Genomic DNA, 23,976 nt, shown 5'->3' on the forward strand with positions numbered 1-23,976 from the left:
ATTATGGGACACCTGCGTTTTTACTCTCTTTGCTGCGCTGGATGATACGGTTTACGGTGGACTTGCCACAATTCACCTGTGAGGCTATCTCCCTGACGGACTTGCCCGATTGGGAGAGTTGCAGAATTTGGCAATCCCTTTGGCTTGATTCATTGTCGCCCAATTTTTTCAAGTGTTCCTTTTCCGTGGAATAGCCCCTGAACACGAACTGCAAGAAAGCATCCACCTTGTCAATCTCGTAAACGATTACATTATCCGCATCATGAGAGAACGTGCCATAGCGCACTTTAAGCTGCTTCACATAGCGAAGCCCTCCGTCTTGGGCACTTTTTCCAATGGTGAACACGCTGTCAAAGAAATTGTAGAGCCGTTTGCTTCCGGCAAGGTCGTTGGATGTGATGGGACAATCCAAAGAGCGTTTGGGCGTATGTGCTAGGACAAGGATAGAGAGCGCATATTTCTTTTTGAGATTGTTCAGCTGAATCATCAGCCGTCCTGCGGCATCGCCTTTCTCCATGGCGCAACACAGGTAGGTAAGATTGTCAATGATGAAAATCTTGCAGTCGGTCTGCACAGCCATCTGTTCAATGCCGCCTATGATAGCTTCCTCAAAGTTGGCATCCAAAAGCTGGTTGCAGTCAATAGACACCCGATAGAGTTTGTCGGGAAAGGTGTAGAGCTCTCCATGCTCGTTGGTATAGCGGAGCTGGAACTGCTTTTCGGACAGTTCAAAGTCCAGATACAGCACATTGTCGGTTCGGGCGATGCGGTCGGCTATCTGCACGGCAAGGATGGACTTGCCCACGTTGGAATCGGCAAACAAGCAGGAGAGTTCCCCCTCGTACCAAAAGCTGTCCCACAGCGCACGGGGCGTAGGCAATAACGATGCTTCAAGAATGGTTTGGTTTGCCGTCTTGATATTCATCATGCCTACACTGTCGGGCATACCGTTATGCGCTTGGGATGCTTTTGTGAGGTCGCCACGTATCAGGTTGATATAGTTCTTATCCTCTTCCATATCATTCACCAGTTACGTGGGTTGGGCTTGCGACGGTGGGAAGAGGATAAGGACTTGTTCAGTTCCTCGTCAGACAACGGAATGGGATTCTTTCGGGCGGTTTCCAGCCACTTGTCCAGTTCGTCACGGTAAAGGCAATAGCGTTTGCCGGGCTTGGTGGCAGGGATTGTCCCTTCTGACAGTTTCATGTAGAGCGTACCCTTAGGGATACCTAAATACTCTGCTGCCTCGTCCACAGACATGGGCACGTGGGTGTCCACCGTTTTGGCATTGTTCACACTGCACTGCTCGGCGAGCAGGCTTTTCAGGCTCATCACTTCGTCTCGAAGCTGAGCGACAACCTCGGGGAGGTCGTTGAAGGTAAGAATTGATTTTTCCATTCGCGTACTCGTCTCTTTTGTAAGACTTGGCGCAAAGGACTGAAATGATATATCCGTGAATATCTCCACGACACGTCATTGCAAAATAATTCCCGAATAATTAAGCCCAGCCATAAATGACGGGTAAAATTACTCGGGAAACGATGTAAAACAGGCGGTTATGAGTTACCGGATGGTTGTCGTTGGTGTCGTGATTATCCTAATTCCGCACATAATCCTCGGGATAGTGGAAATCAAGTTTGCCGTTTTCGGGTTCATCAATGGGAATTTCCGTCTTTAACGGCTCTACCTTGAAATTCTTGATGGTTGATAAGTCTGTATCAGCAAACGATTTCGGGAAAAGGGCTTTGATGAACTTGGCACGGTTATCCCCATTGTAGTATCTCTTGTACAGGAAACGCTCAGAGATATTCCATACGAAGTGACGGAGTGGAATGTTGTTGATGTCTTTGGTAAACGGTCTTTGTATGGGCTTCGGGGTATAAGTGTTAAGATTCATCCATTTGTCCACCTCAGTACAGATGTGGTTCACGGTTTCTTGGTCGGCAATGCGAGGCAGGTAATAATGGCAATACTCCATGACCATGCGGATGCGCTCTTCCTTTTCCCGTTGCTCTCTGCTTGCGTAATTGGCACGGTTCTTTTCGTGAAGATCCGGGGCGATAGTAAGCTCTATCGGTTGTGTTTGGATAAGTGTCTCTTCTTTTGTCGGGGATGATTCGGGTACAGGCTCAGGGACTGATGTAGGTCCAGGCACAGATGTGGCTTCTTCAAGTGTATTTTGTGACAGTTCTTCCTGCACCTCTATGGCTTCGGCAATCGTTTCTTTCTTGCCGAACTTGATTTTGTAGATTTCGTATGTATCAAAGATAAGTGTCTGAAAGGAGAGATAGAGCAACCATCCCAACAGGTTACAGCATACGAATACTATCCACCTGACAAAGTTGTCTTGGTTGAAGCTGTCCGCTATTACCAGCGTGGCAATGGAAGATATTAGGACGATGGCGAAGCCGACAAAGCCCAAGATGATGTATTTGTCCTTGATTGATGATTCCATATTTCGTTGAGAGATTGAATGTTCCTGTATTATTTTGTGCAAAGTTAATGCTATTTTTCCCAATTACTGCCCGTTATTTGCGGTTAGAACGGTCTTTTTCAATGTATTTCACGAAATGTCATCATATCATACTCTGTTTCATACTCTGAGGGGCTTATAAATGGTGGCATCAAGCCAAAAACATAGAGGGGCGATTATAGCCTTGTAGCCATAACCGCCCCTCTGAATACCTGTCAATGTGAGACATTTATGCCTCCTTGCGCTTCAAGGTTATCTTGTCCACCACCTGACACATCTGCTGCGCTGCTATCTTGGAATAGATTTGTGTGGTGGTAATGTTCTTATGTCCGAGATAGGCTTGGATGACAGCCATGTCCGTTCCCATTTCCACGTGCAGGCTTCCGAAGCTGTGGCGGGTACAGTGAAAGGTGATTTTCTTGGTTATCCCTGCTGCCGTGAGCCACCGTTGGAGTGGTCCTTGCAGCATCTTGTCCTTGAAATCCTCAAAGATAAGTCCCTCGCCCCGTTCTCCCAGCAGTCCATAGGCTTCATCACTGATGGGGTTATGCACTATTTCTTTGGTTTTCTGCATACGGGTGGTAACGAACATCCTGCCGTTGGTGTATGGTTGTATCTGCTGCCACGTGAGCTGTCTGATGTCGCTCTTTCTCAGTCCCGTAAGACAGGCGAAAAGAAAAGCTTTTTTCAAGACCTCCTCCTCACAGGGTGTTTCGGCAAGCCGTATCAGTTCCTCTTGGCTCAAATGCTCCCTGATGGTGGGAATGCACTCGATGCGGTCTAAGAAGCCGTTTGGGTTCTCCTTTATCTTCCTGTCACGGTAAGCGGTGTGCAGCACGGCACGGAAAGTTGACCAATAGCCTGCTGCGGAGTTGATGTGCAGCTTTTGGTTGGTGTGGATGGATTGGGGTGCATCAAGCAGGTATTCCATGAACTTGCGGCACAAATCCACATCCACCTCCTCAAAGGTGCATTTGCCGTTCACGAACCGCTGGAAATGCTTGTATACGTGCTGCCACTTGATATTCTTGCGGTCAGCCAGTCCTTTGAAATAGGCAAGGAAATCGCCCTTCATCTTGGTCTTGTCAAAAAAGCCGTTGTTTTCATTGAAAATGGCTTCGTAGCGCTGGTTGCGCAGGATGACCGCTTTCTTCATCATGCGTGCGTTGAAGTCCCGTTCCTGCTGGTTTGCAGGTTTGGCGAAGATGTAAATTCCTAAGGCTTCACGTGTAATCACTCTCATGGTGACATTGTCACGGTAGCCGGGATAGTAGTCAAGGCATAGTGAATACTGTGTCCCGTTCTTAATCTTGCGCTTACGCAAGGTAACTGTTTTGCATTTACTCATAATAATTATGTTTTAATTGGTTGTATACATTTTGGAGTTGTATCCATGTTTCCGATGGCAAAGGAACAACGTGAAATATCCGTGAATACCTCCACGATACATCATTTTGAAATAGTTTTCGATAATCCCGATTTTTCACGGTTATTTGTTCCTTTCAGCCATGACACGCTCCACATCTGAGCGCAAAAGCAGGTTTTTCACACCCACCTTTATCTTTTCGATGTGCTTCACCTTGACGATATGGCAGATGTTGGCTGACGAAAGACCATAGATTTGCTGCACCTGCTCAACGGTATAGTAGCGTTCATCGTTCACAAGGTCAGTTCTGCGGAGTTCGTTCAAATGTGATTTGGAGTAATAGGTACGCCCGTACTCTCTTTTAGTGGGTATCTTATGGCGATAGGTGTAGGCACGGAGTGCGGTCGGCTTCATGCCGAACAGTTCCTCCACCTCCTCGGTCAGTAGCCAGTCGGTAATTTCGCTAATATCAACTGCCACACCGAAAAACTCGTCAATATGCTTCTTGCTGTAATAGTTCTTTCCTGCGATACGGCAGATGGGGATATGGTTACGCTTGGCTGAAGTGTAAAGCCATGACTGCTTTACCTTAAAAAGGGACATCACCTCCTCGCCCGAATAGAAGTCCAACACTTCTTCGCTTTCCTTTTCCCTTTTTTCTCTTTTGGCAGGTAAGGAAGATGAAGATGATTTCCTTGGTGTGGAGGTGTTGCCGGGCAGGATGCGGTGATAGGGATTGCCCTCCAACATCTGCTCGATGTCGGCTCTGCGGATGAATGCCATGCGGTTGCTGATGCGTGAGGCTTTCAGCTTGCCGATGGCTACAAGTTTGTAAATGTACTGTCGGGAACAGCCCATGAGGATGGCTGCTTTGGAAAAGGTGAGATACTCCTGATGCTGTATCTCCATCAAGGGTTGGGCGACTTTGAAGAGGTTGTTCTTCTGCATCACTCTGGCTCGTTTGGCTTCTGCCTGACAAGCCTCACTGCAATATCTTTGCATACCGCTTCGGGTTACAAAGGACTTGCCGCAAAAACTGCATTTTCTGGTTGCTTTCATACCGTTTTATCGTTTAATGGTTCATTTCTTCAATCCTATATCTCTGAAATGGTAAACGGATGTGAACGGAAGTCAACCATTGTCGCTTTTCTACACAGTGTGACTGTTTCCGCATATCGGGGCGGTTATTGTCGCTTGTCGTAAACGGTTGTAAACCCTTGTCAACTGTCTGCACGGTGTGACAAAAAACAAGCCCCGCAAATTCTCCACGTCAGAAATACGTCTCAAAAATATGTGGAAATTTGGGAAGCGACAAATGGCAACCGAAAAGTGTTAAATTTTAGAATATGCTGGTAATTAAAGATTTACACTCGGATATTTCTGATTAGTTTTGGTTGTTCTATGGTTATAAATACAAAGGTAGAACAGATCCTTTTCGTTAGAAAATGATGTGTTCCCTTTTGTTTTTTTTGTTTGCTGTCATCTTTCCTGGCTTCTGAACTCTTTGGGTGACATGCCTGTATTCTTTTTAAAGAAGCGACTCAGGTACGACTGGTCTGGAAAATTGAAATGTTGTGCTATTTCGGTAACCGACAAATGCGGATCATCCAGCAACACTTTGATTTCAGCTGTTAATTGTTCGTCAATCAATTGCTTGGGAGTCCGTCCATTGACATATAAGGCAATAATCTCATTCAGGTATCGTGATGTGATACACAGCTTGTCGGCATAAAAAGCTACCTGATGTTCTCGTGTGCTGTATTCCCTTACCAGTTGCAGGAACTGGTAGTAAAGAATCTGTTTCCTGCTGTATTGCTTTTTCACTGCCAGTTTTTCCTGAATGGTACTGAACAGCCACATCAGCAAACTTTGCAGGAAGTTGTATTCCTGTTGTTGCCGGAATTGAGGAGTATTGTTCATGAATTGCATTTGTGCCATATCCATCCATAAATTGATTTCCTTCCATGTTTTCTGACTTCGCTCATCTTCTGTATGATGGTAACAGGGGTGTTCGTGTGCATAATTATAATAAGGTGTGTCAATGGGAAGTACTGCTTTCAGGAAAACTTCCTGTGGAAACATTAGAATACGCGCCCTGAAGTCGTACGATGCCTGTACAACCTGTATCAAACTGCCTGTCAGGAAAATCAATTCAGTCTGTTCTTCGAAAATATATTGCTGTACGCCTGTAGAAACGAGTGCCTGCCCATGTGTACATATTAAGTAAATGCCGCACTTAAAATGGCAAGGTTTCTGTTTGAGCTGTGATAAATCTGTTTCTTCGTATAGAATAGATCGTGTGTCCGACGGTAATGAGTATGACATGAATGTATTCTGTTTTATACCGCAAATATACTGATATTCCCCGATAGATTATACAGATGTTCTTAAAATGAAATGTTTTGTACTTTTAAAGAAATAAATCTTTCCGTAGGAATGGCGTAATTTTGCACCCGAGAAATGAAGGTAAAAAAGAGATGATAACAGTACAGAAGCAAAATTCGAAACTATTTATACTGGCGTTTTTGGGCATGTTGAGTGCATTTGGTCCTTTTGTTATGGATATGTATCTGCCTACATTGCCTGCTATGTCCGATTATTTTCATACAACTTCCTCCATGGTTCAGTTAGGACTTACCTCAAGTATGGTAGGACTGGCTGCTGGACAATTGATTTTTGGCCCGTTGAGTGATAAATACGGTCGTCAGCGTCCGTTAATCATTGCTTTATCCCTGTTCCTGATTTCTACTGTAGGGTGTATTTTTTCACAAAACATCATGCAGTTCGTGGTATTACGTTTTGTACAGGGAATTGCCGGTGCTGGTGGAGTTGTCCTTTCTCGTTCGATAGCTACCGATAAGTATTCAGCACGCGAACTGGCTACTATGCTGGCTATAATCGGTGCGATTAATGGAATTGCTACCGTAGCAGCTCCGATAGCTGGAGGTCTGTTGGCCGAAAGTACAGGATGGCATGGTATTTTCTGGTTCTTGTTCTTGCTGGGAGTGGTATTGTTGTGCGGGAGTTTTCACATGCAGGAATCTTTACCCGAGCATCGTCGTCCGGAAGTGAACTGGAAAGGAATTTGCCGGAACTTTGGAGTTGTATTGGGTAACCGGCAGTATTTGTTCTATATTTTGCAATATGGATTTACGATGGGAGTACTTTTTGTCAATATAGCTTCGGCTCCTTTTATCATGCAGCAGCACTATGGATTATCTCCGATGATGTTCAGTTTGTGTTTTGGAGTCAATGCTATCGCCATGGTTATATCTTCTACCATATCGGTTAAGCTCCCCACAATGGAACATGCCCTTCATATCGGCAGCAATGGGATGTTGGTTATTTCTGCTTGTCTGCTGGTTTGCCTTTCGCTGAACTGCAATTTTTGGATATACGAAATACTGATTTTCTGTTTACTTGCGATGGTAGGCATGAGCTATACGGCTTCGAATGCACTGGCAATGGATTGTGAACGCCGATATGCCGGCATTGCTTCGGCTTTATTGGGAGCCATCGGTTTCCTGTTTGGCGGACTGGTTCCTCCGCTGGTTGGCTTAGGCGATATGATGTTTACGGCTGGATTGCTATTTCTCGTTGGAGCCGTTTGTGCATACCTCTGTGCACGATATGCGATGTCGGCTCGGGTAAGTGAGAAGAATTTGTTGTATCGTATATGTAGTATCATGATTCATTTGCCTTACGCCATTATCAACCGAAAGCGTGAATAATGGGTTACAGCTTATTCAGGCTGCGAAACTCCTTAGGCGACATTCCCGTATTTTTTTTGAAAAAGCGGCACATGTTCGCTGGCTCCTGAAAATTGAACAGTTGAGACATTTCCGTTATGGATAGATTGGGATTGCTTAGCTGCACTTTCAGCTCGGCTGTAAGTTGTTCATCTATAAGTTGCTTAGGAGTCCGTCCGTTAGAGTACCGAATGACAGCTTCGTTTAAGTAACGGGGCGTAATGCAGAGCCGGTTGGCATAATAACCTATCTGATGCTCCTGCGTACTGTGTTCCCGCAATAATACCATAAAGCGGTGATACAAGGTTTGTTTCCGGCTATATTTGTTATGTATGGAAAGATACTGTTGTGGAATTGTATTGAATATCCACATAAACAGGCTTTGCAGAAAATTCTGTTCCAGTTGTTCACGGAAATATCTGGCTGGATGAGTAAACAGAAGCTCTGCCATGTCCATCCATTGGTTTACCCGCTTCCAGCTTTCCCGGCTGGCATCGTTCGCTGCATGGTTGAAGTAAGGAACTTCGCTCATATAGTTAAAGTATGAAGTGTCAATCGGCAGGGATGCTTTCAAGAAAATGTTTTTGGGAAACAATAACATTCTTACTTTAAAATCGGGTGAAGGATCGATAACCTGTATCAGACTTCCTCCCAGAAAAATCAACTCTGAAGTTTCGCAGAAGTCATATCGTTCTACTCCGGTAGAGATAATACTATTTCCGCTGATACAAAGTAATTGCATGCCGCATTCAAATCGAAAGGGATATTGCGTGAGTGAAGCCAGATTGGTTTCTTCGTATCGCATGACCGATGTGTCGGATGAGAAAGGAGGTGTCATGATTGATATTCTGTTTATGTAGGCAAATGTAGAAATTTATCGGAAAAAAACTTGATTTTGTTCCCGAAATGATAAGTTTTGTGCCGTAAAACGTTGGTATCTCTGTAGGAAAGTTCCTTAATTTTGCAGCGGTAAAAAAGGATAATAAGATGAAGGGTAAAAAGAATTCGAAGGTATTTATACTTGTGTTTTTAGGAATGCTTACGGCGTTTGGACCGTTTGTTACGGATATGTATTTGCCTACCTTGCCAGCCATGTCAGAATATTTCCATACTACATCTTCGATGGTTCAGTTAGGACTTACGGCAAGTATGATCGGACTTGCGGTCGGGCAGTTGCTTTTCGGGCCGTTAAGCGACAAATATGGTCGCAGATTACCGCTTATTCTATCGATGACCCTGTTTGCTGTTGCTACTATCGGTTGTATTTATTCTTATACCATTATGCAGTTCGTCGGCTGGCGTTTGGTGCAAGGCATAGCCGGAGCAGGAGGGATTGTTATATCACGTTCGGTTGCAGCCGACAAGTATGCTGGGCGTGAGCTGGCAAAAATGCTGGCATTGATTGGCGCCATCAATGGGGTAGCTCCTGTGGCAGCACCCATGGGAGGAGGGTTCCTTGCAGGAAGTGTAGGCTGGACAGGCATTTTCTGGTGCCTTTTTGCGCTGGGATTGATATTGCTTTGGGGAAGCATTCATTTTGAAGAATCACTTCCGGTTGAGGCGAGAAAAGAAAAAAGCTGGAAGCATGTGTTCCGCAGCTTCATCGATGTTCTTCGTAATCCCAGGTATGTATGCTATACATTACAGTTCGGTTTTGCACAAGGCGTGCTGTTTGCCAATATCTCTTCGGCACCGTTCATTATGCAGCAGCATTATGGATTTTCCCCGTTGATGTTTAGTATATGTTTTGGAATAAATGCCATATTTATTGTCATATCGGCAGCTTCGGCCATCAGGTTCCGCCGACTGGAGCAAGCCTTGCATTATGGCAGTTCCGGAATGGTCCTGATTTCTGCATTGCTTCTGGTAGCTTTAGTTTCGGATTGCAGTTTCTGGGCATACGAATTGTTGCTGATTGGTCTTTTGTCGATGCTTGGACTTACTTTTACTGCTTCCAATACTTTAGCCATGGACTGCGAACACGATAATGCGGGAACGGCATCAGCTTTATTGGGGGCATTGGGATTTGCTTTTGGAGGAATTGTTTCACCGTTGGTCGGAATTGGTAATATAATGGTTTCTACAGGAATAATATTTCTTGTCGGTTCTGTATGTTCGTACGTTTGTACGCGCTATGCTTTGCAGAAAAGTCTTAAAACAGCATGTCAACGGTCGTGATAACTGTGCGCTGTCGGTGTAAAATCTGTCAGATTGTGGGGGATAAAGAGAAAAAACCTGTGAAATATTTGGAGGATTAGAAAGATGTTCATATCTTTGCACCGCAATTAAGGGGAAACATTTCCCTGAAAAAAAAAGTTGCCCAGATGGCGGAATCGGTAGACGCGCTGGTCTCAAACACCAGTGGAGTAACATCCATCCCGGTTCGACCCCGGGTCTGGGTACCAGGAAAAGCTAAACAACCAGTTGGTTGTTTGGCTTTTTTTCTTTTAATACCCCCTTTTCTTTTATTTTCCGGCAAAGTACATTCCTACTATAACCAGTATTGTGCCCGCTATAATTACAGCATTCAAACTTTCACCCAAGATGAGATTTGAGGCTGATATCGATATGACTGGAATCAGGTAAATGTAGTTCGACAAGACAATCGTATTCAATTTTCGCAAACAGACATTCCACAACATGAAGCAGAGAAATGAAGCCACAATTCCCAAAAACAGGAGCTGACTCCATACTTCCGGCTGTAGTAGAATACGAGGCGAGGTAGTCAGTGAACCTTGTATTGCCAGAAAAGGAATAAGCGTAAGCAGACCGTAGAAGAATGTTTTACGCACGATGAACATGGCAGGATATTTATCAGTCAGATACTTGGACACCAACGTGTATAAAGTCCACGACAAGGCTGAGGCGAGGCAAAGCAAATCTCCTGCCGGATTCAGATTAAGTACGAATTTGCCGTTGAAAATGACAGCCCCCACACCGGCGAAAGCCAGTATGGAACCTGTGAGAACTTTTCCGGAGGGTAATGTTTGCTTGATAAGAAGGTACTGTATCAGCATGGTCAGTAGCGGAGTTGTACTGCATATCAGGGCGACATTCGACACCATTGTATATTTTAAGGCCGTATTTTCGGTAATGAAATAAAGAGTCCCTCCCAGCAGTCCGATGGAAAAGCACAGAAATTCATCCTTCAGGCTGTAAGCAAAAAGTTTGAATGGTCGGGAGCAAAGACATATTCCGATGTATGCCAGAATAAAACGGTAGAATAGTATATCGGAAGGGCTTAGTCCTGATTTCAGAAGTATTTTTGTCGATATGAACGTGATTCCCCATATTGCGACAATGACCAGAGCCAGTACATGAAACATGGGGTTGCTGCGTGTGTCGCTGGAGAAACGACCGGTAAGTTTGTTCATTGTTGTATTTGTTTTTTTGTTTATCCAGTTGCAAAGATAGCAAGTGTTTTTGTTTATGGCTGCCTGCAAGGGAATGATTGATGGGCGAAATATGAGTAAGTCTTCAGGAGATGTTTCAGACCATGCTGTAACATCTTGAAAAAAGCCTGTGTAAATCTCCCGAAAATTTGTACAAAAACTTTTTTTGTTTGTACAAATTTTCAGAAAACGTCAGCACGTTTTTTTCGAAGGATGCCGATGGGTTTTTCTACTTGTCGGGAAGGTTCGTACAAAATGTCGTTGGAATCTCCGTGTCTTTTTGTCAAGCCCTTATGGCCTTCCCGGCAGTTGCTGCTGTGCCATCTTGACAGAAACGGGTAAACGACAGGCTTCACTATTTAATTTTCTATAAAATAGGGTTGCTTAGGGGGCTTGCTGGCATTCTGTTTGTTTATCACTTAGTATAAGTTTACTACTCATTAAAATTTAGGTATCATGATTTCAGAAAAATTACAAAAAGCAATCAACGATCAGATTACAGCTGAATTGTGGTCGTCTAATCTTTATCTTTCGATGTCTTTCTTCTTGAAGAAAGAGGGTTTCGACGGTTTTGCACACTGGATGAAGTTGCAGTCACAGGAAGAATTGCAGCATGCTTATGATCTTGCCGACTATCTTGCTAAACGTGGCGGAGTTGCGTTGGTTGACAAGGTAGACGTTGTGCCACAGGGATGGGGCAGCGTACTCGAAGTCTTCGAGCATGTCTATGAGCACGAATGCCATGTTTCTGAACTGATAGACGAATTGGTCAATGTAGCTTCGGAAGAAAAGGATAAGGCTTCTCAGGATTTCTTGTGGGGATATGTCCGCGAACAGGTAGAAGAAGAGGCTACGGCACAAGGTATTGTTGAGAAATTGAAAAAATGCGGTGACCATGCTGGTATCTTGTATCTGGATGACAAGCTGGGTGCACGCAAGTAAATAAAAAAAACTTTGATTGTTTTTTTAGTTCTATAAGGTATTGCCATTCGATATTTTTCGGATGGCAATATTTTTTTCTCTATCTTTGTTCACTGTACTAAAGAAATGAATTTATGCCGAACTTGTTTTTGCGTGGGTGGAACTGGTGCCGTCGTTTCCGTCATCGCTGTGGATACGGAGTACATTCGCCATCCGATTTCTTTCTGATAACTTTTGTCGTGTACGAGCGGCTGGCTTTTTATGCTTATAGTCTGCTGCATGCCAAGAGGAAAGACGTAGCACACTTGCCTCACTATCGTGAAAAAACAGACCGGCTGCTGTTTCGTCTGGTCAATTACTTGCAGCCTGCTGCCATGCTCGAAGTGGGAACCGGTAGCGGACTGTCGGCAAGATATATGGCCGAAGCCAGACACGTTGCATTATGTACGCTCGATGAAGGAAAATGTCATGAAGAGGTTGTACGCTTGCTGTCAGACTGTGAACAGGTGGATTATCGTTGCGGAGATGAAATTGGCCTGCTGCATCGTTATATAGAAGAGCATGCTTGCCCCGATGTCGTACATATTGCTTTTACTCCTTATTATAAGGAAGCTTTCGAGGCATTGCTTCCTGCGGTTTCTTCACGTACGTGTTTCTTTATCGGCTCTCCTTATGCTACAAAAGAAAAGCGGAAATGGTGGAAGCAGGTTGTCGATGATCCTCGTACAGGAGTGACTTTCGACCTGTATGATGTCGGACTGGTTTTCTTTGACAAGAAACGGATTAAAGAACATCGTATCGTGAATTTCCTTTAATAACATAAACTGTATGCTATGAAAAAAAGTATGATTTATACGCGAACCGGCGACGCTGGAAAAACTTCTCTGGTAGGAGGTATGCGAGTTCCCAAGACGCATGTACGCCTGGAGGCGTATGGCACGGTGGATGAGCTGAATGCCAACTTGGGTGTGCTGGTCGCATCTGTAGAGGATAATAATATACGCGAATTTCTGCTTTATATCCAGCATAAACTCTTTTCACTGGGAGCTTATCTGGCCACCGACCAGTCGACTACCGACTTGCACGTAGCCAGCCAGATTTCGGCAGAAGCTGTGGCGCGTCTGGAACGTGCTATCGATGAACTGGATGCATCGTTGCCTCCATTGAAAGCGTTCATACTTCCCGGAGGGGCGCTTGCAGCTTCGTTCTGTCATGTATGCCGTACGGTATGCCGTCGGGCGGAACGCAGGATTCTGGCACTTGAGGAACATGAAAATTGTGAAATTGATGCGGAAGTAAAGCAATTTGTGAACAGATTGTCCGATTATTTGTTCATTCTATCCCGAAAGTTAAATCAATTAACACTGCATGATGAAATTTATTGGGATAAGAGTTGCACATGAAAGATTTTATTATACTTTTGTGGCTCAATAGTTGGAATGTAAAACTTTTTAAAACTTAAATACTATGTACTGGACATTGGAATTGGCCTCAAAGCTGGAAGATGCGCCATGGCCCGCAACAAAAGACGAGTTAATCGACTATGCTATGCGTTCAGGAGCGCCGATGGAAGTAATTGAGAACTTGCAGGAAATGGAAGATGAAGATGAAATCTACGAAAGCATAGAAGATATCTGGCCGGACTATCCGAGCAAAGAAGATTTTTTCTTCAATGAAGAAGAATATTAATGAAGAGCAGGTTACTTTTTTAATACCTCTCAAGTCTTAAAATTTCTATCCCGCAAAAATCATGAGATTTCTGCGGGATATTTTTTTCTGTGTACAATGAAAGAAATATCTTCCGAAACTTCTCGCTTTATTGATGAGCATCGTCATGATGATGTCCGTTCGCTTGCCTTGCAGGCGGGGAAATATCCTAATATTGATATGGCTGAGGCTGTTGTACAGATAGCCGGATGGCAGATTGCCGAAAAGAAGGTCTCTTCGTGGGCACAGACGGAAGGCATACGTTATCCCCAGCATTTGTCGATGGAACAGTGTTCGTCGGAAATAACCGCACGCTATAAGGCTTCGCTGGTGAGTGGTGATACATTTGCCGATCTGACGGCAGGTCTGGGAGTGGATTGTTCGTTTATAGCCCGTCGGTTCAGGCAGGCCGATTATGTAGAACGGCAGGAGGTATTGTGTGAACTGGCAAGACATAATTTTCCATTGCTGGGAGTTGGACATATCCACGTGCATCAGGCTGACGGTACAGCGTTTCTCAAAACGATGAATCGGGTGGATTGTTTGTTCCTCGATCCGGCACGTCGCGACAGTCATGGAGGCAAGACGGTGGCTATTGCCGACTGCGAACCGAATGTGTGTGCGCTCGAACCGCTTTTGGTTGAGCGGGGACGCATTGTGATGATTAAGCTTTCGCCGATGCTCGATATGGCATCGGCTTTGAACGATCTGAAGCATGTCCGTGAAATACATATTGTAGCTGTTAATAACGAGTGCAAAGAGTTGATAATTATTCTTGAAAAGCGTGATTTCTCTTCTGAACAATCTAATAAAGAGGTAGTTATAAGTTGTGAACAGGTTGTTAATAACTTTGTTCATCAACACGTGGAGTTTACTCTTTCGCAGGAACGGAACGCTTCGTGTATTATGGCAGAACGGGTAGGAGATTATCTGTATGAACCGGGAGCTGCCTTGCTGAAAGCCGGAGCATACCGTATCTTGTCAGAGCGCTACGGTGTGAAGAAGCTTCATCCTAACAGTCATCTGTATACTTCTGATACGGAAATTGATTTTCCCGGACGTTGCTTTCGGGTAATAGCTGTATCGGGATTTGGCAAAAAGGAACTGAAATCGTTTTTGACCGGAGTGGATAAGGCAAACCTGACGGTACGTAATTTTCCGTCTTCGGTGTCCGATCTTCGTAAAAAGCTGAAGCTGAAAGAGGGTGGGGATATTTATTTGTTTGCCACTACGCTGGCTGATGGTGAGAAGGTCTTGATAAAATGTGAAAAATGCCATCCTGTCTGCTCATAGGCAAAAAGGAATGGCATTTATAGGAAAACAGTTAATGTTTTTCTTCTTCTTGTTTTGCCTTGAAGGCAAGAGCATACATGCGCATCTGCTTAACCATGGCAAGCAGACCGTTGCTGCGGGTAGGTGACAAATGTTCCTTAAGCCCGATTTTCTCGATAAAGTACAAATCGGAATCCAAGATTTCGTCGGGTGTATGTCCCGATACGACCTTTATCAACAAGGTGATGATACCCTTTACTATCAGGGCATCACTTTCGGCCTGAAAGATTACTTTTCCGTCTACCAAATCTGCCTGAAGCCATACACGACTCTGGCAACCGTCTATCAGGTTTTGTTCTGTTTTATATTTTTCGTCGAGAGGTTCTTGTTCGTTTCCCAGGTCGATAAGCAACTGGTACTTGTCCATCCAGTCGTCGAAGTCACTGAATTCTTCGATAACTTCGTCTTGGAGTTCGTTGATCGTTTTCATATTTTGTTCCTTTTAGTCTTTATTTCCTGTAAATTAGTTTTCATTATAGATAACAGTCATCACGGTTTGTCCTACTGCTTGCAAGGTTGCCTTGTCGATGTTATCCAGGTTATCGTTCAAGGTATGCCAGGTCGGGTTGAAACCGTTCGGGCTATTTGGACTGAAATCAATAATGTCTACGCACGGTATCTGGCGGAAGTTGTTTACATACACATGGTCGTCGGTGACTTCTCCGCCGTCGTTCTTGATAAAGTATTGGGTATATCCCAGACGGTGTGCTGTATCCCAGATTTTTTGCATCGGCTGGCTGGCTGTACGTTTGGAGTATCCTTCATAATAAAATGTAGCATTTTTCCCTCCCACCATGTCGAGCAGGATGCCGAATCGTGCCTTATAGTCTGGTATATGCGGAATACGTCCCCAGTATTGTGAACCCAGACACCAAGTATCCGATTTGTAAGTTCCTTGGTAAAAGTCGGGTATTCCATAGTCTTCCGAGTCGAAGAATATGATATCAATGCCAATTGCCGGAGCTTTCTGTTGCAAATGTCTGGCAATTTCCAGTAATACGCCTACGCCACTCGCACCGTCGTTTGCTCCGTCGATAGGAGTATGGTGATTCTTTTCTTCATCTGCATCGGCATAAGGGCGGCTGTCCCAGTGGGCGGCCAGCAGTACACGTTTCTTTGTGTCGGGATTATAGGCTCCGATAATGTTACGCGATTTCAGCATCGTGCCGTCGTATGCCATAAGGTCGGCATACTGATTGTAGACCTTTGCTCCAAAGTTCTCCAGTTGCTTGGCGAGATAATCACCGCAGGAGCGATGTGCGTCAGTATTCGGGACACGTGGTCCGAAGTCGACTTGCTTTTTGATATACAAATAAGCACTGTCGGCATTGAAGTCGGGAGCCTTTACCAATGGTTGGTTCTCTGCTTCGTTTTCCTGACTGTTCTTATTGCTGCTGCCGCATGCGGGAATAAGTAATATACCCGTCAACAGGCTTATCAGGCTGAATATCTTTCGGGATAATTTCATCATCTTCTTCTTTTAAGTTGATTTACTACAGTTTCAATCCGTCCAGTATGGAGATGTAGGTTCCAATGGCTTCTTCTATTTCTCCTACCATGATGTATTCGTCGGCCGTATGTGAACGTGAAGACTTACCCGGACCGATTTTTACAGAGGGGAAAGGCATGAGTGCCTGGTCGGATAGTGTCGGTGATCCGAAAGGTACTTTGCCCAATTCTATGGCACGTTTTACAAATGGATGGTCGGCATCAATGCGTGAAGAGTTGAGGCGGAACGAACGTGCTTTTGCTTCACAACTGATGTGAGAGGAAATTTCCTTGAACAGTTCTTCGTTGGAATAGAACTCGTTGCTGCGGATGTCGACAACAAAAGTACACAAGTCGGGCACAACATTATGTTGTGTACCCGCATTTATCTGAGTTACGCTCATCTTGACAGGACCCAGTAAAGACGACTCTTTCGGGAAGCGGAAGCTCCGGAACCATTCAATGTCGTCCAGTACTTTATATATTGCGTTGTCGCCTTCTTCGCGTGCAGCATGGCCCGCCTTGCCTCGCGCCGTAACATCGAGTACCATTAATCCTTTTTCGGCGATGGCAGGATTCATTTCGGTAGGTTCACCCACAACTCCCAAAGTAATGGGGGGTAATTGGTGCAATACACTTTCGATTCCGTTCTTGCCGGAAACTTCTTCTTCGCAAGAAGCCAGGAATATCAAGTTATAACTCTGCTCGGTGGCACACAGATAGCGGTAAGTCTGGAAGAGAGATACCAGACTGGCACCGGCATCGTTGCTTCCCAGTCCATACAGTTTGCCGTTTTCCATCTTAGGCGTAAAGGGTTGTTTGCGCCAGCCGTTGACAGGTTTTACTGTATCTATGTGAGAGTTCAGCAATATGGTAGGACGTTGGGTGTCGAACATCGGGCTGATACACCAGATGTTATTTCCGGAGCGTCCGGTCATGATGCCGGTTTCCTCGATGTAATTTTGTAAAAAATCGGCAGCAGCCTCTTCTTCTCTGCTGATGGAGGGGATACCGATTAATGCCTGAAGCAGTGTCAGTGCTTCGGATGTGTAATAACCAATGTCTAACATAAAAAAAGATTCTGTTTTGTGCGGCAAAGATACTTTATTTATTCCAAATTAAACTCTATCTTTGCATTCAGCGATAATAAAATAACTAAATTTTAAATGAGTAATTCTTATTTATCTACTTTGATTTGCCGTCAGGCAAAAAAATATGGTGACCGCGTAGCCTTAAAATATCGAAACTATGAAACCGAAAGCTGGGTTCCCGTTTCGTGGAATCAGTTTGCAGCAAAAGTAAAAAGTGTTTCGAACTCTTTGATCGCTTTGGGGGCAGGGGTCCAGGAGAATATTGGTATATTCTCCCAAAATATGCCGGAATGCCTGTATACAGATTTTGGCGCTTTCGGAAGCAGGGTGGTTACTATCCCGCTGTATGCCACAAGCTCGGAGGCACAAGTACACTATATATTGGAAGATGCGGGGATACGTTTCTTGTTTGTGGGTGAGCAGTATCAGTATGATGTGGCTTACCGGGTACAGAACTTATGTAAATCGCTGAAGCAAATTATCATATACGATCCGAAGGTAAAGCGTTCGGCTGGTGATACAAATTCCATTTATTTTTCTGATTTTCTGAAGTTGGGAGGAAATGGAGCGTTTCAGGAAGAAGTGGATAAACGTACGGCAGAGTCGGGTAACGGCGATTTGGCTAATATCCTTTATACTTCGGGTACAACAGGTGAATCGAAGGGAGTGATGCTTCATCATTCCTGTTACGAAGCAGCGTTTGCAGCCCATGATAAACGTCTGACAACTTTAAGTGAATCGGACGTGATTATGAACTTTCTTCCCTTTACGCATATTTTTGAACGTGCATGGAGTTATTATTGTATAAATAAGGGGTGTACATTGTGTGTAAACTTGCGTCCGCAGGATATACAGAAGACCATCAAGGAAATTCGTCCTACGGCCATGTGCAGTGTTCCTCGTTTTTGGGAAAAAGTATATGCTGGAGTTCTGGCAAAGATAAATGAAACAACCGGTTTCAAAAAGAGTTTGATGCAGGATGCCTTGAAGGTAGGACGTGAGCATAACATTACTTATCTGATGAATGGAAAGACACCACCTCCGTTGTTGCACATGAAATATAAATTTTATGAGAAGACAATCTATAGCGTGTTGAAAAAGACTATCGGTATCGAAAATGGAAATTTCTTTCCTACGGCCGGAGCTGCTATTCCGTTTGCGGTGGAAGAATTTGTACATTCGGTCGGCATTAATATGATAGCAGGATATGGATTGACTGAAACTACCGCTACCGTATCGTGCTGCTGGTTCGATAGTTTCCGGATTGGTTCGGTAGGACGTGTGATGCCTGGACTGGAAATCAAGATAGGTGAAAACAATGAAATTCTGTTGCGTGGTGAAACGGTGACAAAAGGTTATTATAAAAAAGAAGCTATGACGCGTCAGGTCTTGACGGAGGACGGATGGTTTCATACGGGAGATGCCGGATATTTGAAAGATGGTTTCCTTTATCTGACAGAACGTATCAAAGATTTGTTTAAAACATCGAACGGAAAGTATATTGCCCCGCAGGCTATCGAAACAAAATTGGTCGTAGACCGTTATATAGATCAGATATCTATCATAGCCGACCAGCGGAAATTCGTTTCGGCCTTGATTGTTCCGGAATATGAGCAGGTGAAAAAATATGCGGCAGAGCATCATATTGCATATACAGATATAAAAGATTTGCTCCGGAAGCAGGAAATCATCGATCTGTTCCGGTTGAGAATTGATACGCTGCAGCAGGAGTTTGCTCATTACGAACAGGTGAAGCGTTTTACCTTGTTGCCGGAACCATTCAGTATGGAAAAGGGTGAGTTGACCAATACATTGAAGATCAAGCGTCCGGTGCTGATGAAGAATTATGCTGCCGAAATAGAAAAAATGTACGAGGAGTAGAAATAAACAGCCTGTGAAATGAAGATTCTGTCTGGAGAAAGGATTAAAATCTTTATTCCTCGTTTTTACTTCACGGGCGAAATATGTAATTTTGCAATCCGAATAAAAGACAAGATATTCAATATATGATTACAATTGAACAGCTAAAAGATGTAAAGACACGTACTGAAGCTCTTTATCGTTATCTGGATATAGAAAATAAGAAGGTACAAGTAGAAGAGGAACAGCTTCGTACGCAGGCTCCGGGATTTTGGGATGATGCGAAGAAAGCAGAAGCTCAGATGAAGAAAGTGAAAAGCCTGCAGGGATGGATTGAAGGATACAACAATGTAAAGACATTGGCTGATGAACTGGAACTGGCTTTCGACTTTTATAAAGATGAGCTGGTGACCGAGGCTGAAGTTGAAGAAGCATATAATAAGGCATTACATGCTTTGGAGGAACTTGAGTTGAAGAATATGCTTCGTTCGGAAGCTGACCAGATGGACTGTGTACTGAAAATTAATTCAGGAGCAGGTGGTACGGAGAGTCAGGATTGGGCTTCTATGCTGATGCGTATGTATATGCGTTGGGCTGAAAGCAACGGTTATAAGCTTTCTGTTGCAAACTTGCAGGAAGGTGATGAGGCTGGAATCAAGACTGTAACCATGAATATCGAAGGTGCATATGCTTATGGTTATCTGAAAGGCGAAAATGGCGTGCATCGTTTGGTTCGTGTTTCGCCTTACAATGCGCAAGGTAAGCGAATGACTTCTTTTGCTTCCGTATTCGTCACTCCATTGGTTGATGATTCTATCGAAGTTGTTGTAGAGCCTGCTCGCTTGTCATGGGATACTTTCCGAAGCGGTGGTGCCGGTGGTCAGAACGTAAATAAAGTTGAGTCGGGAGTTCGTTTGCGCTACCAGTATAAAGATCCTTATACCGGTGAGGAAGAAGAAATCTTGATTGAAAATACAGAAACCCGTGACCAGCCGAAGAATAAGGAAAATGCAATGCGTCAGTTGCGCTCTATTTTGTACGATAAGGAATTGCAGCATCGTATGGAAGAACAGGCTAAGGTAGAGGCTGGAAAGAAAAAAATCGAATGGGGCTCACAAATCCGTAGTTACGTTTTCGATGACCGTCGTGTGAAAGACCATCGTACCAATTATCAGACTTCGGATGTCAACGGAGTTATGGATGGTAAAATAGATGGTTTTATCAAGGCTTATCTGATGGAATTTTCGGATAGTGAAGCATAAAACGATAAATTTCTTGAGCTTTTGTTGAAATTTATGTATCTTTAAAATAAAAGTTTAATCTAAATATAATAGCTATGGGAACTAAGAAACATAACAAGAAACAGGATTTTAGCAAGCAGGAAGAACAAAAGGCAAATCGTTTGATAAAGTATTTATGCATCGGCCTGATTATTTTGGCTGTCTTGATTATGACTCTTTATTCATTGTCTTAAAAAAAACAACGACCGCGATGGCACAGGAAATAGAACGCAAGTTTTTGGTGAAGGATGATTCTTATCGCCAGTTGGCTGAAAGTAAAAGCCGGATAAAACAAGGGTATATTTGCAGTGCCCGCGGGAGAACTGTCAGAGTACGTGTCCGGGATGAGAAAGGTTTTCTTACTATAAAAGGGCCTTCGAATGATTCTGGATTGAGCCGCTATGAGTGGGAGAAGGAAATCCCACTCGATGAGGCGGAGGAGTTGATGAAACTTTGTGAACCCGGACTCATTGATAAGACACGTTATTTGGTGAATTTTGGTGGGCATACTTTCGAGGTGGATGAGTTTTATGGCGAAAACGAAGGATTGGTTATTGCAGAAATAGAACTCTCTACCGAGGAAGAAGCTTTCCTGCGTCCTGCTTTTCTTGGTGAAGAAGTGACAGGTCAGGTTAAATATTATAATTCTTTTCTGATGAAAGAGCCCTATACAACCTGGAAGTAGGGCTATTTTTTTCTTAAACAGGTGGAAAGACCACCTGTAAACTATCACAGAAGGGGGTAAAAACTGTTATATGATAGATATTCCCCTGTTTCATACCTGATTTTATGAAATTGGCTGTTCGTTTTTGGGCTAATATTGCAGTGTCAAAACAAAACAAGAATATTAATCTCAAACACCATTTATAAAATTATGAGAACTGCTAATTTTGCTCAGGATCTGTTAAGTGTTCAGACAGAACTATTGAATTTCGCTTATAAGTTGACGGCAGATCGCGAAGAAGCAAATGACTTGCTTCAGGAAACTTCGCTGAAAGCGTTGGATAATGAAGAGAAGTATACAGCCGAAACGAACTTTAAGGGATGGATTTACACAATCATGCGCAATATATTTATCAATAACTATCGGAAAGCATTGCGCGATCAAACTTATGTAGACCAGACCGACAACCAATATTATCTGAATCAGAATTTCGATATCGAAGGTGATTCTACTGAAGGTTCTTATGATTTAAAGGAAATGCACCGTATTGTAAATGCATTGCCTAAAGAATATCGTATACCATTCTCGATGTATGTATCGGGATTCAAGTATCGCGAAATTGCCGATAAGTTGGGACTTCCGCTGGGAACTGTGAAAAGTCGTATTTACTTTACCCGGCAGAAACTGCAGGAAGAACTGAAGGACTTCCGCTGATTGTAAAGAAAACTCTCTATCTTTAAAAATAATTAATAACGTTTTTCATTGACTCCGGGGGCTGGGAAGTTCCCGGAGTTTCTCTTTTTGACTTAAAGGAATTTGTCTACTAAAGGGCGAATGACATAATATCCTAACAGGCAGGCTAAGCCTACTCCTATAGAGTTTGCTATGAAGTCGAGCCAGTCGCTGCTGCGGTTTTCAGTACATGTCCCTTGTAAGATTTCGATACATCCACTCATTGCTATGGGCAAAATAATACCTCCTGCAATCAGTCTTTTCCATGTAATGCGATGATGCAGCTTGAGGTATTCGAACCAGATGATAGTTGTTAGTCCGCCATACATACAGATATGGACAAGTTTGTCGATATAAGGCACATTATCCAGTTCGGTTTTGAGTGGACTGAAGAATGACAAGTAGCAGATAATAATAGCTATAATCAGTGAAAGTGGATAGTTCCTTAAGTAATGCATTGTTACTAAATTTTAGATTTAGTGCGAAAATACGATATTTTTTGTATTTTTGCGCCTTGTATATGTATAAACTATAATAAAAAAAGAATTTTATGCATCATAATGATCGTGTAAGCTTTGGAAGTAAATTAGGAGCAATTCTGGCGGCTGCGGGTTCAGCTGTCGGACTTGGTAATGTATGGCGTTTCCCGTATGAAACGGGAAATCACGGTGGAGCCGTTTTTATCTTGATTTATTTAGGCTGCGTTTTTATTCTGGGGCTTCCGATTATGATAGCTGAATTTACAATAGGTCGCCGTTCGAAAGCCAGTACGGGAGAAGCTTTTAAGACATTAGCTCCCAAAGGCTATTGGAAATGGGTTGGCTATTTGGGAGTTCTGACTGGTTTCCTGATACTTGGATATTATTCGGTTGTGGCAGGTTGGACGCTTGAATATGTGTTTGAGGCTGCAACGGGGCAGTTTGTAGGTAAGTCATCGGCCGATTTTGTGACTATGTTTCAGCAGTTCTCGCAGAATCCTTTCCGGCCTTTAATCTGGCTGACTGTTTTTATGCTGCTGACGCACTTTGTGATTGTAAAAGGTGTACAAAAGGGAATAGAACGTTCTTCTAAAGTTCTTATGCCTTTGCTTTTCCTATTGGTTGTTGTTCTTGCAGTATGTTCTGTCATGCTTCCGGGAGCAGAAAAAGGTATCGAGTTTTTGTTGACTCCGGATTTCAGTAAAGTTACTCCAGATGTTTTTCTCGGTGCAATGGGGCAGGCTTTTTTCTCTCTTAGCTTAGGCATGGGGTGTTTGTCAACGTATGCCTCATATTTTGGGAAAGAAACGCGCTTGGGGCATACGGCAATGAGTGTGGGACTGATTGATACTTGTGTTGCTGTACTTGCAGGACTTATTATTTTCCCGGCTGCATTTTCGGTAGGTATAGAACCAGATGCCGGACCTTCGCTTATATTTATCACATTGCCTAACGTATTTCAGCAAGCATTTAGTGGGGTTCCTGCATTGGCATATATATGTTCTATTTTATTTTATATATTGCTGGCGTTGGCAGCCCTTACGTCCACCATATCTTTACACGAAGTTTCTACTGCATTTCTGCACGAGAAGTTCCATTTTACCCGTAAGAAAGCGGCATGTATCATTACTGTTTGCTGTTGGTTGATTGGAATTGTTTCATCATTGGCTTTAGGCGACTGGAGCGGTTATACCATTGCTGGAATGAATCTCTTTGATGCACTGGATTTTCTGACTGCTAAAATCATGTTGCCGTTAGGTGGAATGTTTGCAGCTATATTTGTTGGCTGGGTAATCGATCGTCGCATAGTTCGCGGCGAGGTGACAAATTACGGGACATTAAAGGCGCCATACTATCCGGTATATCTGTTTATATTGAAGTTTATTGCACCTATTGGTATAACTTTGATCTTCTTGAATGAACTGGGCCTGTTAGGTTAAGTA

24 protein-coding genes, 1 tRNA gene and 1 pseudogene are annotated in these 23,976 nt (G+C 43.6%); 14 read left to right on the plus strand and 12 right to left on the minus strand.

What is annotated here, in order from left to right; all coding sequences use genetic code 11:
* Positions 1-4: 4 nt before the first annotated feature.
* The 6 genes and pseudogenes from WKT12_RS14715 to WKT12_RS14740 form a co-directional block, all read right to left on the minus strand.
* Positions 5-1,018: pseudogene (locus WKT12_RS14715) on the minus strand (AAA family ATPase); the annotation flags it as partial.
* 5 nt (positions 1,019-1,023) lie between these two features.
* Entirely contained in the window at positions 1,024-1,398 is a 375-nt protein-coding gene (locus tag WKT12_RS14720; protein ID WP_122116178.1) for a helix-turn-helix domain-containing protein, read from the minus strand.
* 199 nt (positions 1,399-1,597) lie between these two features.
* Complete coding sequence (tnpC, locus tag WKT12_RS14725; protein WP_004339687.1) at positions 1,598-2,455, minus strand: transposon Tn4555 protein TnpC; 858 nt, start codon at positions 2,453-2,455, stop codon at positions 1,598-1,600.
* 247 nt (positions 2,456-2,702) lie between these two features.
* Positions 2,703-3,821 (minus strand): tyrosine-type recombinase/integrase, encoded by a 1,119-nt coding sequence (locus tag WKT12_RS14730; protein WP_004338318.1) that lies wholly within the window; start codon positions 3,819-3,821, stop codon positions 2,703-2,705.
* A 141-nt stretch (positions 3,822-3,962) separates the two neighbouring features.
* The gene (gene tnpA, locus WKT12_RS14735) at positions 3,963-4,898 is read right to left on the minus strand and encodes a transposon Tn4555 protein TnpA (protein ID WP_004292844.1); all 936 of its coding nucleotides are present in this window, start codon (positions 4,896-4,898) and stop codon (positions 3,963-3,965) included.
* Between the two features lie 420 nt (positions 4,899-5,318).
* Positions 5,319-6,164 carry a helix-turn-helix domain-containing protein gene (locus WKT12_RS14740; RefSeq protein ID WP_021972089.1) on the minus strand — a complete coding sequence of 282 codons (846 nt, stop codon included), beginning with the start codon at positions 6,162-6,164 and terminating at the stop codon, positions 5,319-5,321.
* Positions 6,165-6,316: 152 nt separating this feature from the next.
* On the opposite strand from WKT12_RS14740, the gene WKT12_RS14745 reads away from it, so the two are divergent.
* The gene (locus WKT12_RS14745; RefSeq protein WP_340320171.1) at positions 6,317-7,570 is read left to right on the plus strand and encodes a multidrug effflux MFS transporter; all 1,254 of its coding nucleotides are present in this window, start codon (positions 6,317-6,319) and stop codon (positions 7,568-7,570) included.
* Between the two features lie 4 nt (positions 7,571-7,574).
* Here the strand turns inward: WKT12_RS14745 and WKT12_RS14750 are convergent, their stop codons facing one another.
* Positions 7,575-8,426 (minus strand): helix-turn-helix domain-containing protein, encoded by an 852-nt coding sequence (locus WKT12_RS14750; protein WP_340320172.1) that lies wholly within the window; start codon positions 8,424-8,426, stop codon positions 7,575-7,577.
* Between the two features lie 149 nt (positions 8,427-8,575).
* Here WKT12_RS14750 and WKT12_RS14755 point away from each other — a divergent pair, with 149 nt between their 5' ends.
* The gene (locus WKT12_RS14755) at positions 8,576-9,766 is read left to right on the plus strand and encodes a multidrug effflux MFS transporter (protein ID WP_340320173.1); all 1,191 of its coding nucleotides are present in this window, start codon (positions 8,576-8,578) and stop codon (positions 9,764-9,766) included.
* 140 nt (positions 9,767-9,906) lie between these two features.
* Positions 9,907-9,993 (plus strand) — tRNA-Leu (locus WKT12_RS14760).
* A gap of 60 nt (positions 9,994-10,053) precedes the next feature.
* Here the strand turns inward: WKT12_RS14760 and WKT12_RS14765 are convergent.
* Entirely contained in the window at positions 10,054-10,962 is a 909-nt protein-coding gene (locus WKT12_RS14765; RefSeq protein WP_340320174.1) for a DMT family transporter, read from the minus strand.
* Positions 10,963-11,436: 474 nt separating this feature from the next.
* Here WKT12_RS14765 and WKT12_RS14770 point away from each other — a divergent pair, with 474 nt between their 5' ends.
* The 5 genes from WKT12_RS14770 to WKT12_RS14790 all read left to right on the plus strand — a co-directional run bounded on the left by WKT12_RS14770 (position 11,437) and on the right by WKT12_RS14790 (position 14,901).
* Positions 11,437-11,922, plus strand: coding sequence for a ferritin (locus tag WKT12_RS14770; RefSeq protein ID WP_021972094.1), 486 nt, complete (start codon positions 11,437-11,439; stop codon positions 11,920-11,922).
* A 113-nt stretch (positions 11,923-12,035) separates the two neighbouring features.
* Positions 12,036-12,716, plus strand: a complete 681-nt coding sequence (locus tag WKT12_RS14775; RefSeq protein ID WP_021972095.1) for a hypothetical protein — start codon at positions 12,036-12,038, stop codon at positions 12,714-12,716.
* A gap of 18 nt (positions 12,717-12,734) precedes the next feature.
* Positions 12,735-13,304, plus strand: a complete 570-nt coding sequence (locus WKT12_RS14780) for a cob(I)yrinic acid a,c-diamide adenosyltransferase (RefSeq protein ID WP_340320175.1) — start codon at positions 12,735-12,737, stop codon at positions 13,302-13,304.
* Positions 13,305-13,368: 64 nt separating this feature from the next.
* A complete protein-coding gene (locus WKT12_RS14785) occupies positions 13,369-13,590 on the plus strand; it encodes a DUF2795 domain-containing protein (RefSeq protein WP_021972097.1) in 222 nt (73 codons plus the stop codon).
* A gap of 96 nt (positions 13,591-13,686) precedes the next feature.
* On the plus strand, positions 13,687-14,901 hold the full coding sequence (locus WKT12_RS14790; RefSeq protein WP_340320176.1) for a class I SAM-dependent methyltransferase: 1,215 nt from the start codon (positions 13,687-13,689) through the stop codon (positions 14,899-14,901).
* 31 nt (positions 14,902-14,932) lie between these two features.
* On the opposite strand, the gene WKT12_RS14795 is transcribed toward WKT12_RS14790, so the two are convergent.
* Genes WKT12_RS14795 through WKT12_RS14805 form a run of 3 tightly spaced genes read right to left on the minus strand, consistent with a single transcriptional unit; the run spans position 14,933 to position 17,498 of the window.
* Positions 14,933-15,370 carry a SufE family protein gene (locus tag WKT12_RS14795; RefSeq protein WP_021972099.1) on the minus strand — a complete coding sequence of 146 codons (438 nt, stop codon included), beginning with the start codon at positions 15,368-15,370 and terminating at the stop codon, positions 14,933-14,935.
* A gap of 33 nt (positions 15,371-15,403) precedes the next feature.
* Positions 15,404-16,408, minus strand: coding sequence for a M20 family metallopeptidase (locus WKT12_RS14800; RefSeq protein WP_021972100.1), 1,005 nt, complete (start codon positions 16,406-16,408; stop codon positions 15,404-15,406).
* Between the two features lie 25 nt (positions 16,409-16,433).
* Complete coding sequence (locus tag WKT12_RS14805) at positions 16,434-17,498, minus strand: M20 family metallo-hydrolase (protein ID WP_021972101.1); 1,065 nt, start codon at positions 17,496-17,498, stop codon at positions 16,434-16,436.
* A gap of 96 nt (positions 17,499-17,594) precedes the next feature.
* Between WKT12_RS14805 and WKT12_RS14810 the strand changes: the two genes are divergently transcribed.
* The 5 genes from WKT12_RS14810 (at position 17,595) to WKT12_RS14830 (ending at position 22,037) form a co-directional block, all read left to right on the plus strand.
* Positions 17,595-19,400, plus strand: coding sequence for an AMP-dependent synthetase/ligase (locus WKT12_RS14810; RefSeq protein WP_340320177.1), 1,806 nt, complete (start codon positions 17,595-17,597; stop codon positions 19,398-19,400).
* A gap of 125 nt (positions 19,401-19,525) precedes the next feature.
* Positions 19,526-20,641: a peptide chain release factor 2 gene (prfB, locus tag WKT12_RS14815; RefSeq protein ID WP_021972104.1), complete on the plus strand. Its 1,116-nt coding sequence runs from the start codon at positions 19,526-19,528 to the stop codon at positions 20,639-20,641.
* 74 nt (positions 20,642-20,715) lie between these two features.
* Positions 20,716-20,853, plus strand: a complete 138-nt coding sequence (locus WKT12_RS14820) for a hypothetical protein (RefSeq protein ID WP_021972105.1) — start codon at positions 20,716-20,718, stop codon at positions 20,851-20,853.
* Between the two features lie 17 nt (positions 20,854-20,870).
* Positions 20,871-21,344: a CYTH domain-containing protein gene (locus WKT12_RS14825; RefSeq protein ID WP_340320178.1), complete on the plus strand. Its 474-nt coding sequence runs from the start codon at positions 20,871-20,873 to the stop codon at positions 21,342-21,344.
* 189 nt (positions 21,345-21,533) lie between these two features.
* The gene (locus tag WKT12_RS14830) at positions 21,534-22,037 is read left to right on the plus strand and encodes an RNA polymerase sigma factor (RefSeq protein WP_021972107.1); all 504 of its coding nucleotides are present in this window, start codon (positions 21,534-21,536) and stop codon (positions 22,035-22,037) included.
* A gap of 92 nt (positions 22,038-22,129) precedes the next feature.
* Here WKT12_RS14830 and WKT12_RS14835 read toward each other — a convergent pair whose 3' ends face one another.
* Complete coding sequence (locus WKT12_RS14835) at positions 22,130-22,513, minus strand: VanZ family protein (protein ID WP_340320179.1); 384 nt, start codon at positions 22,511-22,513, stop codon at positions 22,130-22,132.
* A gap of 92 nt (positions 22,514-22,605) precedes the next feature.
* On the opposite strand from WKT12_RS14835, the gene WKT12_RS14840 reads away from it, so the two are divergent.
* A complete protein-coding gene (locus WKT12_RS14840) occupies positions 22,606-23,973 on the plus strand; it encodes a sodium-dependent transporter (RefSeq protein WP_340320180.1) in 1,368 nt (455 codons plus the stop codon).
* The last annotated feature ends 3 nt before the right edge of the window (positions 23,974-23,976 follow it).

The organism is Phocaeicola sp. HCN-6420 (assembly GCF_037890145.1).
GTDB lineage: Bacteria > Bacteroidota > Bacteroidia > Bacteroidales > Bacteroidaceae > Phocaeicola.

What these genes read in the sequence shown, in the direction of transcription:
- WKT12_RS14720 (WP_122116178.1), bottom strand. Translation starts at nt 1,398, where the DNA reads ATGGAAAAATCAATTCTTACCTTCAACGACCTCCCCGAGGTTGTCGCT.
- tnpC (WP_004339687.1), bottom strand. Translation starts at nt 2,455, where the DNA reads ATGGAATCATCAATCAAGGACAAATACATCATCTTGGGCTTTGTCGGC.
- WKT12_RS14730 (WP_004338318.1), bottom strand. Translation starts at nt 3,821, where the DNA reads ATGAGTAAATGCAAAACAGTTACCTTGCGTAAGCGCAAGATTAAGAAC.
- tnpA (WP_004292844.1), bottom strand. Translation starts at nt 4,898, where the DNA reads ATGAAAGCAACCAGAAAATGCAGTTTTTGCGGCAAGTCCTTTGTAACC.
- WKT12_RS14740 (WP_021972089.1), bottom strand. Translation starts at nt 6,164, where the DNA reads ATGTCATACTCATTACCGTCGGACACACGATCTATTCTATACGAAGAA.
- WKT12_RS14745 (WP_340320171.1), top strand. Translation starts at nt 6,317, where the DNA reads ATGATAACAGTACAGAAGCAAAATTCGAAACTATTTATACTGGCGTTT.
- WKT12_RS14750 (WP_340320172.1), bottom strand. Translation starts at nt 8,426, where the DNA reads ATGACACCTCCTTTCTCATCCGACACATCGGTCATGCGATACGAAGAA.
- WKT12_RS14755 (WP_340320173.1), top strand. Translation starts at nt 8,576, where the DNA reads ATGAAGGGTAAAAAGAATTCGAAGGTATTTATACTTGTGTTTTTAGGA.
- WKT12_RS14765 (WP_340320174.1), bottom strand. Translation starts at nt 10,962, where the DNA reads ATGAACAAACTTACCGGTCGTTTCTCCAGCGACACACGCAGCAACCCC.
- WKT12_RS14770 (WP_021972094.1), top strand. Translation starts at nt 11,437, where the DNA reads ATGATTTCAGAAAAATTACAAAAAGCAATCAACGATCAGATTACAGCT.
- WKT12_RS14775 (WP_021972095.1), top strand. Translation starts at nt 12,036, where the DNA reads ATGCCGAACTTGTTTTTGCGTGGGTGGAACTGGTGCCGTCGTTTCCGT.
- WKT12_RS14780 (WP_340320175.1), top strand. Translation starts at nt 12,735, where the DNA reads ATGAAAAAAAGTATGATTTATACGCGAACCGGCGACGCTGGAAAAACT.
- WKT12_RS14785 (WP_021972097.1), top strand. Translation starts at nt 13,369, where the DNA reads ATGTACTGGACATTGGAATTGGCCTCAAAGCTGGAAGATGCGCCATGG.
- WKT12_RS14790 (WP_340320176.1), top strand. Translation starts at nt 13,687, where the DNA reads ATGAAAGAAATATCTTCCGAAACTTCTCGCTTTATTGATGAGCATCGT.
- WKT12_RS14795 (WP_021972099.1), bottom strand. Translation starts at nt 15,370, where the DNA reads ATGAAAACGATCAACGAACTCCAAGACGAAGTTATCGAAGAATTCAGT.
- WKT12_RS14800 (WP_021972100.1), bottom strand. Translation starts at nt 16,408, where the DNA reads ATGAAATTATCCCGAAAGATATTCAGCCTGATAAGCCTGTTGACGGGT.
- WKT12_RS14805 (WP_021972101.1), bottom strand. Translation starts at nt 17,498, where the DNA reads ATGTTAGACATTGGTTATTACACATCCGAAGCACTGACACTGCTTCAG.
- WKT12_RS14810 (WP_340320177.1), top strand. Translation starts at nt 17,595, where the DNA reads ATGAGTAATTCTTATTTATCTACTTTGATTTGCCGTCAGGCAAAAAAA.
- prfB (WP_021972104.1), top strand. Translation starts at nt 19,526, where the DNA reads ATGATTACAATTGAACAGCTAAAAGATGTAAAGACACGTACTGAAGCT.
- WKT12_RS14820 (WP_021972105.1), top strand. Translation starts at nt 20,716, where the DNA reads ATGGGAACTAAGAAACATAACAAGAAACAGGATTTTAGCAAGCAGGAA.
- WKT12_RS14825 (WP_340320178.1), top strand. Translation starts at nt 20,871, where the DNA reads ATGGCACAGGAAATAGAACGCAAGTTTTTGGTGAAGGATGATTCTTAT.
- WKT12_RS14830 (WP_021972107.1), top strand. Translation starts at nt 21,534, where the DNA reads ATGAGAACTGCTAATTTTGCTCAGGATCTGTTAAGTGTTCAGACAGAA.
- WKT12_RS14835 (WP_340320179.1), bottom strand. Translation starts at nt 22,513, where the DNA reads ATGCATTACTTAAGGAACTATCCACTTTCACTGATTATAGCTATTATT.
- WKT12_RS14840 (WP_340320180.1), top strand. Translation starts at nt 22,606, where the DNA reads ATGCATCATAATGATCGTGTAAGCTTTGGAAGTAAATTAGGAGCAATT.